Raw genomic sequence first — 12,379 nt, 5'->3', positions numbered from 1 at the left:
AGGGATATTTGGTTTATTTAAAGCTAGAATAAAATTTGAATAGAATTGCATATCTTTCATAACATTGTTATTATTATGAGGAAAATATTTTTAATTGGCTTGTTATTTATTTCTTGCCAACTTTTTGCTCAACACGAGCTTAGTCCGAGATTAACCTACCCAGGTTTGTTTGAAAAAGTGCAGTTATCAGGAATTTATCCCGATAGTAAATCTTTTGCTGATGCTATACCAAAGCAAACACCTACAGCTATTATGGATGCCTATTTGGCTCAAAAGGATAGAAATAATTTTGCTTTAAAAGCATTTGTAAATGAACACTTTAGTTTACCCGAAAGCCATACTGCATTGTATCAATCGGATATTAATGCAGGCATTAAAAAACATTTGGATACACTTTGGCAAGTGCTAAAACGACATCCTGATACCGTTTCCGCATACACTACTTCCTTATTGCCTCTGCCAAAACCTTATATCGTACCGGGAGGAAGATTTAGAGAGATTTATTATTGGGATTCTTATTTCACTATGCTTGGTTTACAAAAGGCTGGTAAAACGGAGGTAATAAAAGATATGGTTGATAATTTCGCCTTTCTTATCCGTAAATATGGTTTTATTCCCAATGGTAACAGAAGCTATTATTTAACGCGTTCGCAACCTCCATTTTTTTCTTTGATGGTTCAATTATTAGCAAAAAGTGATACCAAAGTGAAAGTTAGCGATTACAAAGATGTACTCGAATTGGAATATAATTTTTGGATGAAGGGTGCTGAAAACCTACAGAAAAATAAAGCAATTGGGCATGTTGTTAAATTAAAAGATGGAACAATTTTAAATAGGTACTATGATACAGGGGATTGGCCAAGGGAAGAATCTTATAAAGAAGATTTTGAAGCTTCTAAAAAGACCAAACAAGCACCTGATGCCTTTATGCGCAATGTTCGTTCTGCTGCAGAATCTGGATGGGATTTTAGTAGCAGGTGGTTTGCAGATGGCAAAAGTTATAGTGAGATAATAACAACCGATTTATTGCCGGTGGATTTAAATACGTTGATGTTTAATCTAGAGGAGGTAATAGCAATGGCTAATCAGCAATCTGGAGATGTAAAGAAGGCAAACTTGTTCCTTACAAAGGCCAAAACCCGTAAAGCTGCTATTCTTAAATATTTCTGGAATAAGGATTTAAATTTCTTTACCGATTACAATTGGAAGAACCAAAGTTTTTCTAAAGAGGAAACACTTGCTGCAATGTTTCCTTTGTACTTTAAAATAGCAACTCCTCTTCAAGCAAAATTGGTTGTTTCAAAACTTCAAACTAACTTTTTAAAATCCGGCGGACTAGCGACTACTTTAAAAACTACGGGCGAGCAATGGGATTCACCAAATGCTTGGGCGCCTCTACAATGGGTAAGTATTCAAGGCTTAAACAATTATGGTTATAATAAATTAGCTCAAACAGTTACGGATAGATGGGTAAATCAAAACGTGGCAGTTTTTAAGCAAACGGGCAAGCTGATGGAAAAATATGATGTAGTTAATCCAAATAGTATTGGCGGTGGAGGAGAATACCCGCTTCAAGATGGCTTTGGGTGGACAAACGGAGTATTACTTAAACTGCTTAAATAAGGTTAGCCACAGAATTGTAGGTTTTATTATTGCCGCAGAATCAAAGGTTTTCACAGAATTAAACGCATCATATTCTGAGGTTTACGTGTTTCTGTAGCAAAACTTATCAAGTGTGTTCTGAGGTTTCTGCAATTCTATGGCAAAACTTAGCAATCTTTCCCCTGCCACATAGGCAAAATTTTCGACTGAATTAGATTGATAGATTATTCCTTTTTTGTGGTTCATATAAAGTTTAAACTTTTATTCCAAACTGGAATGCTTAATTAATAATTAAGTCTGTTTATTGTCATTTATAACGCATACCTTACCGAAATGGGCGATACACTTAATTTTATACTTGGCGTAGTTTTCATTGTTGGAGGTATTAGCGTTTTTTGCGTGATTTTTGGCGGTAAAAAGAGTTAATATTTAAGCAAATCTTTTTTCAAATAGTACAACAATTAGCTTCCATAATCATTGGTTAGTTAATTTTTCTCTTTTACGCAGCGTTAATTACACAATCTAATTTATTACCATTAACTTAATGGCATAATAAATACATCCTAACCATATATTATGAAACGCTTTAGCTTCTTGTTCGCTGCTGCAATTATTTTGCACCTTAATCTGTCGGCACAAAATACAAAGACACTTCAAGTAAGAATTTCAAACGGAATTGTAGAAGGCACATCAGAAAATGCAGGGATAACTACTTTTAAAGGTATTCCTTTCGCAAAGGCACCAATTGGAAATTTACGTTGGAAAGCTCCAGAGCCTGTAAATAATTGGACAAACATTTTAAAAGCTGATAAATTTGGAAACAACGCCATGCAAAAAAAACCTTTTGGCGATATGGGTTTCCGTTCATCGGGAATGAGTGAAGACTGTTTATACTTAAATGTGTGGACGCCCTCAAAAACCTTTAAAGATAAACTACCAGTTTTGGTTTATTTTTATGGTGGTGGTTATGTTGCTGGCGATGGTTCTGAACCACGTTACGATGGTGAAGCGATGGCTAAAAAAGGAATTGTTGTACTAACCATAAACTATAGATTAGGTGTATTTGGATTTATGGCGCATCCAGAACTTACAAAGGAATCTGCAAATAAATCTTCAGGAAATTACGGTTTGCTCGACCAGCGAATGGCTTTGCTTTGGGTCCAAGAAAATATCAAAAACTTTGGTGGGGACCCTAAGAAGGTTACCATTGCAGGCGAATCTGCTGGGTCCATTTCGGTTTCAGCGCAAATGGCTTCACCAATATCCAAAAATCTTTTTGCTGGTGCAATAGGAGAGAGCGGAGCAATGATTCATCCAACATTAGCGCCAACATCGCTCGATGCTGCAGAAAAAAACGGATTAACATTTGCAGAAAAGATTAATGCAAAATCGCTTACCGAATTAAGAGCAATGCCAGCAGAGCAATTGCTTGATGAATCTTCCAAGCCAGGTGCATTTAAAACAGCTGCAAATATCGATGGCTATTTTCTTACAAAGAATTTAGTGGAATCATTCTCGGTAGGAGAACAGGCTAAAGTTCCTTTGCTTGCAGGATGGAATTCTGCCGAAGTTCCTTATCAGGCATTAATGGGTGGCGATGCACCAACTGTTGAAAATTATACCAAGAAATTGAAACAGCTTTATCCCAACAATGCAGACGAAGTCTTAAAATTATACCCTGCAACAAATCCTGATGAAGTTATTGTATCAGCAACAGCATTGGCAAGTGATAGATTTATAGCTTACAGCACTTGGAAGTGGATTGGTTTGCAAGCTAAAAATACGGATAAAGCAGTTTATAGATATCTTTTCTCAAAATCAAAACCACCAATGACACCAAAATTTGCACAAGCTACACCTGGTTTGGCTGGTGGAATTAAAATGGATTCGAGCAACACCAAACCGGCCCCAAAACCTTTATCATCCGAAGGTGCACCTCATGCATTTGAAATTGAGTACGCAATGGGCAATTTAAATTCTAATCCTGTTTATGCATGGACAGCAGAAGACCATAAGGTTTCGGATACAATGCTTCAGTATTTCGCTAATTTTATAAAAACAGGAAATCCGAATGATAGCAAACTGCCAAAATGGTCGCCGGTTAAAAAGGATGCTGCTTCATACATGAATATTGGAGTAAACACGGCAGAATCTTCAGAGCAAACAAAGGAAAGAGCCAGATATTTATTTTTGGATAAATCTTTCTTGAAATAACTATTCAGCATCGAAAAGATAACCGCTATATGCTAACCCTTTAGCAACACTTTTAAAGTTATCTCCAGAATTCATAGGGATGTGTAGGAATTTGTTTTTAAATAAGTTCTGAATGGAAGCAACCATAGATGTGCCTCCGGTAAGAAAGAGGCAATCTATATCCTTAGGGTCTATATTATATGTTGCCAGAAATTTATCAAGGTAATCGCTAATCCGTTGAACATCTTTTTCGATAACGTTTTCATAATCAGGTAAAGAGATGGTTTCGTTTATCTCTATTCCCATATTTGAGTAAAAGAAATTAGAAGATAACCTATCAGATAATTCTATTTTGGTTTTTTCTATAGATTGAAAAACTGAGTATCCTAAGTTATTTTCTATCAGGGTGATGAGGTTTTTGAACTTCCTGTCGTTGCCCGAAAAATAGTAGTAATCTTCTATATCTTTCTGGATACGTTGGCCGTTAAAGAAATTCATTTTATCCCACGAGCAAATGTTTGCAAACAATGATTTTGGTACGTTTAAAATTTGGCCGCGGGTTGCTTCGTACTGTGTGTTTTTGCCGAAATATGGTGTTCCTTTTTCCCACATGAAAGCCGAATCCAAACTATCGCCTCCAATATAAATTCCACCAGAGGCTATCATATCTTTTTTTCTATCTGCACTACCAACTTTATCTGGGTCGAGAATTAAATACGTAAAATCTGTTGTACCACCACCTAAATCTGCTACCAATACTTTTTCTTTTTTAGATATGGTTTTTTCATAAGCAAACGCAGCTCCAATAGGTTCGAATTGAAACCGAACATCTGTAAAACCTGCGTTTTCTGCTGCTTTATTTAAACGCGTTTGCGCTAAAGTATCTTTCTGTGTATTGTCATCATCAAAAAAAACTGGTCGGCCAATTATGGCTTTGGTGCAATTGTATCCGATAATTTCGTCTGCTTTGGCTTTTAAATCTTTTAAAATTAAGGTTACTAAATCAGATGCATTGTATCGCTTATTGTGGATTCTTGTTTCGGTAAATGTACTTCTGGAAAGGATTTGCTTAATAGATTTTATAAAACGACCTTTCATTCCATCATTAAGGTACTCCTCAATAGCTTCTTCACCGACAACATAATTTGCATCATCAGTTGCAGATGTAGCATGCTTAAAATAAATAAGTGATGGTATCGAAATTGTTGATATGATTTCTTTTTTTTCTTCATCATAAATTGATAGGGCAGAGTTAGTTGTTCCAAAATCAATTCCATATAGAAATTTACTCATCGCTTAAAATAAAATTATTGTATTGTGCTAAATCGGGTAACGAAAGTATAAAAAAATTGGCATTAAAATTATTTTACTTCGTATTTGATGATGATGATGAACTTCTACCGGTAATATCAGTAAACATTTCTCCATTTAGCTGATTGATGAAAACCACAATATCTTTTATGGGCGTTTTGCCATTTAAATCGTTTGGCATATTTAGCGTATATGTAAAATCATATTCACTAAAATTTGAGATGTCTCTGGTAGATGTCATGTAATAATATCCACCTCGGCTTGCACTACGCATGTACCAATATAACGTATCAGGCTCGTTATAATTAGTATGTTTAATTTTTGTAGAATAAACTTGCAATCGAACAACATCTGGATCGGGGATGTCTTTTTTGCATGCGATACAAAAAATACAAAGTATTGTAATTAAAAAGTTTTTCATGGTAAGGATAAGAACATATTGGAAGTAATATGGTTTTATATTTTATCATTATATTAATTTTTTGTATTATTAATATTACTTATAATCATGTAGTTTTGATAGTAGCTTGTCGAGCTCTACATTATTTTTTATAGCTTTGAGGCGTAATAAACAATTTGCCTTTTTATACGTTTGTTATTGAAAACTTAACCATAAAAGATAAATATTAGCTTTTTGGCAATGAACATTATTATTTAATGCAAAAATTTAAAGTTTCTATTGTAGTAAATAAGTATATTATACTGTCTTTATAGAAACAAGATACTTTGATATAAAATGATACAACTTGAAGACATCAAGGGTAGGTATAAAAGAGATAAAGCATTAAACGCCAATTATCCTATCAGAGTGCTGATTATAAAAGAAGCCACGGGGTTATTGTGCATGAATTCTGGTGATTATGTACTTTGCCCAGGGCGAGTTTTTTTTATTCCTGAAGAGGGAATAATTCGATTAGAAGGTGAGCTTACATCTGCATATTGGTTAAGTTTTAGCACACTTTTATACTCAGAATTTTTACTTCAGCATAGAGATTCGCAATCGCGTAATCTATTTATGACTTTATCGTTTAAAGATTTGAACGATTCTCAAGCTCAAAAAGCTTACAGTTTATTAGAACAATTAAAAAGGGAAATATTAGCCGATAGAGATGTTTCGTATTTAGCGCAATATTTATCATTGTTGCTTGGGTTTTCTGCTGTATTAAATGCCGAGTTAATGGATTTAAGTATTGATGAATTACAGCAGGTTTTAAGGTTCAGAGCAATACTAGAGCAATATTTTAAAACCGAACGTAACACAGAATTTTATGCATCAGGAATGGGAATGTCATCAAGAAAACTAAACACTTTTTTGAAAAAAGCCTTTACCAAAAACCTTCCTGAGTTGCTTTTTGCCAGATTAATTCGTGAAGCAGAAGAGCTTTTAATCCATACAGATTATTCTATATCAATGATTGCCGAGATATTGGGTTTCGAACAGACCAATTCTTTTGTAAGCAATTTCAAACGCTCAAAAGGTATTTCGGTTTTAGAATTTCGGCGATTGAATTAGCCTTTTGGTTTAGCGATAAAACTTAAAAACGACTGAAACTGGGCTTTATGTTTAAGCTTATCGAGTTTGAAATAAAATGCTCCTCTTCTCGAACTTGATTTATCCTTCTCTGTTTGTTTAATTAACAATCCACTTGCAGTTATTTTTCGAATAAAATTTCTATTGTCAATTGGCGAATCATATACCTGTTCGTACAGGTTTTGCAGCTGGGGGATGGTAAATTTTTTGGGCAACAATTCAAATAATATTGGGTGCAAAGCTGCCTGATATCGAATTTTATCCATAGCTGCTTTTACCATTATGCTGTGGTCAAAAATCAATTCGGGCACTTCTTTTAGTTCAAACCATTCTGCATGGTATTGATCATTAATTTGTTTGCTGTATTTATTAATATCAATGAGGGCAAAGTAAACTACAGATATTGTACGCTCAATCGGGTCGCGGTCTGGTTGACCATAAGCTTGCAATTGTTCCAAATAAACATCATGTAAACCCGTAAGCTCTAACAAGATGCGTTTTGCTGCTCCATCTAAATCTTCATTCGGGCCAATAAAACCTCCCATTAAACTCCATTGATCCTTTACAGGTTCTATAGCTCTTTTTATCACTAAAAGTTTAAGATGTTCGCCATCGTAACCGAAAATTATGCAATCTACGGCAACAAGAACAGGGTTTTGGTTTATATATTTGGCCATTTTATAAAAGCGTTGTTAAAATCGGATTTTTGAAGTTATCAATAAATCCTAAAATATTTGAATATTCAGCAAATTCTTCCAAATCATGCGTGGTTGTGAGTACGATACATTTCATGCCAGCATTATGTGCAGATTCTACTCCTTTTGGTGCATCCTCAAATACCAGGCAATCTGCAGGATTTACTCCAAGTGCATCTGCTGCTTTCAAAAAACTTTCAGGGTGAGGTTTACTAATTTCAACATCATCTGCGCTAACAATGCTTTCAAAATAGCTTCTTATTTTTAAACCATCCAACACAAAATCTATGTTAAATAATATTGCTGCAGAACCAATAGCCATGCTAACTCCATTATTTTTTGCTCGTTTTAAAAATTCATCAAGTCCTTCAATTAAAGCAAGATGTGGGAAATAATTTTCCTGATAACGCTTTTCTTTCTCATCAGAAAGGCTGATTATTTCTTCAGGTGTAAATCTGTTTCTACCGAAAATGCGCTCCAAAACTTCTGGATTTTTCCCATACATTTCTTTCTTAACTGATTCATAGGAGTTACTTTCTCCCAAATCTTCGGTAATTATAGAATGCCAGGCTTTTGTGTGGTATTCCATGTCATTAATCATGGTTCCATTTAAATCAAAAATTATTGCTTTGGGCTTAAAATCTAAAACTTGCATATTGTTCGGCTAAATTATGTGATTTTTTTTGATGTGATAAATGTTACCTTAATTATAAAGCAATTTATACTTATAATCGTTGTAATAACGTTAATTTATTTATTACTTTAGCCTTAACCAAATTAAATCCTTATGAAAATAAATATCCTTTCAGCAATATCAATTGCAACATTATGTTTATCTACCACATTATTTTCCTGTAATTCTCCGACCGAAAAAACAACAACAGAAAACGCTAAAACCGATTCAGCTACTTATAATGCTACAATTGATGGTAAAACGGTTTCAATTTATACTTTAAAAAACAAACAAGGTGCTTCGGTTTCTATTACAAATTATGGTGGGCGAGTAGTTTCGCTTTTAGTGCCCGATAAAAATGATAAATTAACAGATGTTGTTTTAGGTTACGATAGTATTGGTGCATATCGTAAAAAAGGAGAACCATTTTTTGGTGCATTAATTGGGCGCTATGGAAATAGAATTGCTAAAGGAAAATTTAGTTTGGATGGCAAAGAATATCAGTTGCAACTAAATGATGGTGTTAATACCTTACACGGTGGCACCGATGGATTTTTCTCTAAAGTATGGGATGCTAAATTAGTTGATGCTCAGAAATTAGAATTAACCTATTCATCAAAGGATGGTGAAGCCGGATATCCAGGTAAACTGGATGTAACTGTAACCTATTCATTAACAGATGATAATGCTTTGAAAATAGATTATACAGCAAAATCAGACAAGAATACGATTGTTAATTTAACCAACCATGCTTACTTTAATTTAAATGGTGAAGGAAATGCTACAATTTTAGATCACGAATTGTTTATCGATGCAAATGCTTATACACCAGTTGATTCTACCTTAATTCCAACTGGTAAATTACAGCCAGTAGCAGGTACCGCTTTTGATTTTAATAAGGCTAAAACAATAGGAAAAAACATTGAAGATAAAGACCAGCAATTAACTTTCGGCAAAGGTTACGATCATAATTTCGCTTTAAATAAACATGATAATAAAAAGGCGATTGCCGTTGTTAAAAGCACAGTTACCGGCATTAAAATGGAGGTTTACACAAGCGAACCAGGTTTACAATTTTACAGTGGTAACTTTTTAACAGGTAAGGATACAGATGGTAAAGGTGGTAAATCTTACCCGTACCGCTCGGCATTCTGTTTAGAAACACAACATTTTCCTGATGCACCGAACCATCCTAATTTTGCATCGACAGTGTTAAAAGTTGGTGATGTTTACACCACAACCACCACTTATAAATTCTTAAAATAAATCTACTTTTTCTAAGTTATAAAAAGAAGATGCAGTATTCAGTAAAAGGTTTTGCTTTTCCTGAATACTGAATTTTGAAGTATATTTCGTTACCAAATTGAACCAATCGTTGTAAGGCCGGCTAAGCAAAACAACAGGCCAGTCGCTGCCATACATAATCCTTTCTGTTCCAAAATGTTCAAATACCACATCAAAGCAATTGAAAATTTCTATGTCTTTCCAATTTTTCCAATCAGCTTCAACCAGTAAAGCAGATAGTTTGCAATATACGTTTGGGTTTTGAGCAAGGGTTTTAATATTTCTGCTCCAGTTTTTTAAATCTTGGCTTTTAACATCGGGCTTACCACAATGATCTAAAACAAAAGGTTGGTTTGGTATTTTATCAACCAGTTTAATAATATCTGGCAATTGATTATGATAACATAAAAGATCGTAAGTGTATCCAAATTTTTGAAGCAACTTAATTCCATTCGCAAAATCATCAGCTAAAATGAAATCAGAATTTTCTGCCTGAAGTACGTGTCGCCAACCTTTAATCTTTTTAAATGCCGACCAGTATCTCAATCTCTCTTCTAATTTTTCATCCTTTAAATCAACCCAACCAACAATGCCTTTAATCATTTCGTTTTGCTCGGCAAGGGTGATTAAAAAATTATTTTCACTTTCTGATTGATTGGCCTGAACCGCAATACAACCTGTTATTTGTAAATCATTAAAGGTTCGAATTAAGTTTTTTGGTGAAAAATCTTTGCGGATGGCATTCATTTCTTTGTTAATCCAAGAATCTCTTACTGGGTCAAAGTTCCAAAAATGTACGTGAGCATCAATCATCAGTTATTGTATTAAAGTTTAAAAATGTGTTCCATTCGCATCCATTTTTCACCAGGTTTGGCACCAGGCATTGCTTTTTGGTAATTCCACATCAATTTTTCCCATTCTTGTACTTTTCCATTTTCTAAATCTGATTTCGTTTTGGCTTCGAATGAAAATGCTTCATTTACCTCCATTATCATAAATAATCGGTTACCGAACAGGTAGATCTCTAGTTCTTCTACACCTGCTGATTTGATACTGTCTACAATTTCTGGCCACACGGCAGTATGATATTCTTTGTATTCAGCAATAAGCTTATCATCATCAATTAAATCGAGTGCAAAACAGTGTCTTTTCATTATAAATTTTCTTTATACGCCACGGCAGTTTGTTTACTGCTTCCCAAACCATCAATGCCCAGCTCTACAACATCGCCAGGTTTTAAGTACCAAGGTTCTGGTTTCTGACCTAAACCAACTCCGGCTGGCGTTCCTGTTGTAATCACATCGCCGGGTAAAAGCGTCATAAATTGGCTAATGTACGATACCATAAATGGTACATTAAAAATCAGGTTTGATGTATTGCCATCTTGTAGCGTTTTGCCATTAACGGTAAGCCATAAACGCAAGCTATGAATGTCACTAATTTCATCTAGTGTGGCAATAAATGGTCCGATAGGAGCGAAAGAGTCACAACTTTTTCCTTTTACCCATTGCCCGTTTCTTTCTATTTGAAATTCGCGTTCGCTATAATCGTTATGTAAAACATAACCTGCAATGTGTTCTAAGGCATTTTCTTCAGAAACATAGCTTGCTTTTTTACCAATTACGATGGCAAGTTCAACTTCCCAATCCGTTTTTTTACTGTTTTTCGGTATCACTAAATTATCATTCGGACCCACAATTGCAGAGGTAGCTTTGAAGAACAAAATAGGTTCTGTTGGTATTTGGGCATTGGTTTCTGCAGCATGATCTTTATAATTTAAGCCAACACAAATTATTTTTGAAGGACGAGCAAGAGCTGCTCCCAAACGCACATTTTTATCAACTTCTGGAAGTTTAGCTGTTTCTATATCAGTAGCTAATTTTTTAATCGCATCACCGGCAAAAAATTCTTCATTATAATCTTTTACAAGCGAAGAAACATCGTAGTATTTATCATCTATAATTACTCCAGGTTTTTCAAATCCTATTTCGCCAAATCGTATTAATTTCATTGTAATCTATTTTTCGTTGCAGTATTAGTTGTTTAATGTAGTAAAGCCACCATCAATCGGGTAATCGCAGCCGGTTATAAATGCCGCTTCATCACTGCATAAATATAAGGCTAAAGCACCTACTTCTTCAGGCTTTGCCATTCGGCCAATGGGTTGTGTTTTAGAAAGCTTTTCGAACATTTCAGGAATATTATCGGGATAGTTTTTTTGTAAAAAGCCATCAACAAATGGGGTGTGTACACGAGCCGGAGAAATGGAATTACATCTGATATTTTCGCCGATATAATCTTTTGCAACACTCATGGTCATTGCTTTTACGGCACCTTTTGCAGCGCTATAAACGAAACGATCTGGCAAGCCAATTAATGAAGCAATGGAGGCCATATTGATGATTACACCACCACCGGTTAACCTTATTTGTGGAATAGCAGCATACAAACAATTGTAAACGCCTTTAACGTTTACCTTCATAACTCGGTCAAAATCGGCTTCTTCAGTTGTATCTGCCTTGCCAATATGCGCAATTCCAGCATTGTTTACCAGAATATTAATTTTGCCAATTTTCGCAAACACTTCTTTAACGGCTTTGTGGTCGGCAACATCACAGGCATAACTAAAAGCACTTCCGCCAGCTGCAGATATTTCTGTCAAAGCAGTTTCTGCTTGTTCTAAACCAAGCTCAATGATGTGAACTTCTGCGCCTTGCTTTGCTAAGATAGTTGCAATTGCCTTACCAATACCGCTTCCTCCACCTGTTACTACTGCTCGTTTATTTTGTAATGAAAACATCTATTTAGGGTTATATTTGATTGTACGGTTAAAATAGCGATAGTTATTTTAAATTAAAAGTATATACTATCTTCCTACAAATAAAACGGATTTATTTGGAATTACATTTTAACTTTTTATCTAAATATTGGCTGATATTGTCATAGGCCTTTTAAATGTCAAAATCAGCATTGACCTTGCAAGAATTTTACATAAGCCTTTAGCGTAATTACTTATATTTGAATATTATTTTTATATTTAAATAATAATTAACCAAATATACTTCAAAACTTATTAAACGGTTTTGATAC

12 protein-coding genes are annotated in these 12,379 nt (G+C 34.6%); 4 read left to right on the top strand and 8 right to left on the bottom strand.

What is annotated here, in order from left to right; all coding sequences use genetic code 11:
* The first annotated feature begins 75 nt into the window (after positions 1–75).
* The gene (treF, locus tag ACFOWA_RS07575) at positions 76–1,623 is read left to right on the top strand and encodes an alpha,alpha-trehalase TreF (protein WP_378983547.1); all 1,548 of its coding nucleotides are present in this window, start codon (positions 76–78) and stop codon (positions 1,621–1,623) included.
* Between the two features lie 555 nt (positions 1,624–2,178).
* Entirely contained in the window at positions 2,179–3,816 is a 1,638-nt protein-coding gene (locus ACFOWA_RS07570; protein ID WP_378983544.1) for a carboxylesterase/lipase family protein, read from the top strand.
* On the opposite strand, the gene ACFOWA_RS07565 is transcribed toward ACFOWA_RS07570, so the two are convergent.
* Both ACFOWA_RS07565 and ACFOWA_RS07560 read right to left on the bottom strand, forming a co-directional pair.
* A complete protein-coding gene (locus tag ACFOWA_RS07565) occupies positions 3,817–5,088 on the bottom strand; it encodes an Hsp70 family protein (RefSeq protein ID WP_378983541.1) in 1,272 nt (423 codons plus the stop codon).
* 73 nt (positions 5,089–5,161) lie between these two features.
* A complete protein-coding gene (locus tag ACFOWA_RS07560; protein WP_378983538.1) occupies positions 5,162–5,527 on the bottom strand; it encodes a hypothetical protein in 366 nt (121 codons plus the stop codon).
* 315 nt (positions 5,528–5,842) lie between these two features.
* Here ACFOWA_RS07560 and ACFOWA_RS07555 point away from each other — a divergent pair, with 315 nt between their 5' ends.
* Positions 5,843–6,619 (top strand): helix-turn-helix domain-containing protein, encoded by a 777-nt coding sequence (locus tag ACFOWA_RS07555; RefSeq protein ID WP_378983536.1) that lies wholly within the window; start codon positions 5,843–5,845, stop codon positions 6,617–6,619.
* Here the strand turns inward: ACFOWA_RS07555 and ACFOWA_RS07550 are convergent.
* Both ACFOWA_RS07550 and ACFOWA_RS07545 read right to left on the bottom strand, forming a co-directional pair.
* Positions 6,616–7,314 carry an NUDIX hydrolase gene (locus ACFOWA_RS07550; protein ID WP_378983533.1) on the bottom strand — a complete coding sequence of 233 codons (699 nt, stop codon included), beginning with the start codon at positions 7,312–7,314 and terminating at the stop codon, positions 6,616–6,618. The genes ACFOWA_RS07555 and ACFOWA_RS07550 overlap by 4 nt on opposite strands.
* Before the next feature lies 1 nt (position 7,315).
* Positions 7,316–7,987 carry an HAD family hydrolase gene (locus ACFOWA_RS07545; protein ID WP_378983530.1) on the bottom strand — a complete coding sequence of 224 codons (672 nt, stop codon included), beginning with the start codon at positions 7,985–7,987 and terminating at the stop codon, positions 7,316–7,318.
* Positions 7,988–8,119: 132 nt separating this feature from the next.
* Here ACFOWA_RS07545 and ACFOWA_RS07540 point away from each other — a divergent pair, with 132 nt between their 5' ends.
* Entirely contained in the window at positions 8,120–9,271 is a 1,152-nt protein-coding gene (locus ACFOWA_RS07540; protein ID WP_378983527.1) for an aldose epimerase family protein, read from the top strand.
* On the opposite strand, the gene ACFOWA_RS07535 is transcribed toward ACFOWA_RS07540, so the two are convergent.
* Genes ACFOWA_RS07535 through ACFOWA_RS07520 form a run of 4 tightly spaced genes read right to left on the bottom strand, consistent with a single transcriptional unit; the run spans position 9,263 to position 12,089 of the window.
* Positions 9,263–10,102 carry an amidohydrolase family protein gene (locus tag ACFOWA_RS07535; protein ID WP_378983524.1) on the bottom strand — a complete coding sequence of 280 codons (840 nt, stop codon included), beginning with the start codon at positions 10,100–10,102 and terminating at the stop codon, positions 9,263–9,265. The two genes, ACFOWA_RS07540 and ACFOWA_RS07535, sit on opposite strands and share 9 nt — an antisense overlap.
* 11 nt (positions 10,103–10,113) lie before the next feature.
* Complete coding sequence (locus tag ACFOWA_RS07530) at positions 10,114–10,443, bottom strand: L-rhamnose mutarotase (protein ID WP_378983522.1); 330 nt, start codon at positions 10,441–10,443, stop codon at positions 10,114–10,116.
* A complete protein-coding gene (locus ACFOWA_RS07525) occupies positions 10,443–11,300 on the bottom strand; it encodes a fumarylacetoacetate hydrolase family protein (RefSeq protein ID WP_378983521.1) in 858 nt (285 codons plus the stop codon). The genes ACFOWA_RS07530 and ACFOWA_RS07525 overlap by 1 nt, the downstream gene beginning before the upstream one ends.
* A gap of 24 nt (positions 11,301–11,324) precedes the next feature.
* Complete coding sequence (locus ACFOWA_RS07520) at positions 11,325–12,089, bottom strand: SDR family NAD(P)-dependent oxidoreductase (RefSeq protein WP_378983519.1); 765 nt, start codon at positions 12,087–12,089, stop codon at positions 11,325–11,327.
* Between the last annotated feature and the right edge of the window lie 290 nt (positions 12,090–12,379).

The organism is Pedobacter lithocola (genome assembly GCF_042650845.1).
Classification (GTDB): Bacteria; Bacteroidota; Bacteroidia; order Sphingobacteriales; family Sphingobacteriaceae; genus Pedobacter; species Pedobacter lithocola.
Note: the sequence above shows the minus strand (reverse complement) of the source record. Positions and strands in the feature narration are given on the sequence as shown.

What these genes read in the sequence shown, in the direction of transcription:
- treF (WP_378983547.1), top strand. Translation starts at nt 76, where the DNA reads ATGAGGAAAATATTTTTAATTGGCTTGTTATTTATTTCTTGCCAACTT.
- ACFOWA_RS07570 (WP_378983544.1), top strand. Translation starts at nt 2,179, where the DNA reads ATGAAACGCTTTAGCTTCTTGTTCGCTGCTGCAATTATTTTGCACCTT.
- ACFOWA_RS07565 (WP_378983541.1), bottom strand. Translation starts at nt 5,088, where the DNA reads ATGAGTAAATTTCTATATGGAATTGATTTTGGAACAACTAACTCTGCC.
- ACFOWA_RS07560 (WP_378983538.1), bottom strand. Translation starts at nt 5,527, where the DNA reads ATGAAAAACTTTTTAATTACAATACTTTGTATTTTTTGTATCGCATGC.
- ACFOWA_RS07555 (WP_378983536.1), top strand. Translation starts at nt 5,843, where the DNA reads ATGATACAACTTGAAGACATCAAGGGTAGGTATAAAAGAGATAAAGCA.
- ACFOWA_RS07550 (WP_378983533.1), bottom strand. Translation starts at nt 7,314, where the DNA reads ATGGCCAAATATATAAACCAAAACCCTGTTCTTGTTGCCGTAGATTGC.
- ACFOWA_RS07545 (WP_378983530.1), bottom strand. Translation starts at nt 7,987, where the DNA reads ATGCAAGTTTTAGATTTTAAGCCCAAAGCAATAATTTTTGATTTAAAT.
- ACFOWA_RS07540 (WP_378983527.1), top strand. Translation starts at nt 8,120, where the DNA reads ATGAAAATAAATATCCTTTCAGCAATATCAATTGCAACATTATGTTTA.
- ACFOWA_RS07535 (WP_378983524.1), bottom strand. Translation starts at nt 10,102, where the DNA reads ATGATTGATGCTCACGTACATTTTTGGAACTTTGACCCAGTAAGAGAT.
- ACFOWA_RS07530 (WP_378983522.1), bottom strand. Translation starts at nt 10,443, where the DNA reads ATGAAAAGACACTGTTTTGCACTCGATTTAATTGATGATGATAAGCTT.
- ACFOWA_RS07525 (WP_378983521.1), bottom strand. Translation starts at nt 11,300, where the DNA reads ATGAAATTAATACGATTTGGCGAAATAGGATTTGAAAAACCTGGAGTA.
- ACFOWA_RS07520 (WP_378983519.1), bottom strand. Translation starts at nt 12,089, where the DNA reads ATGTTTTCATTACAAAATAAACGAGCAGTAGTAACAGGTGGAGGAAGC.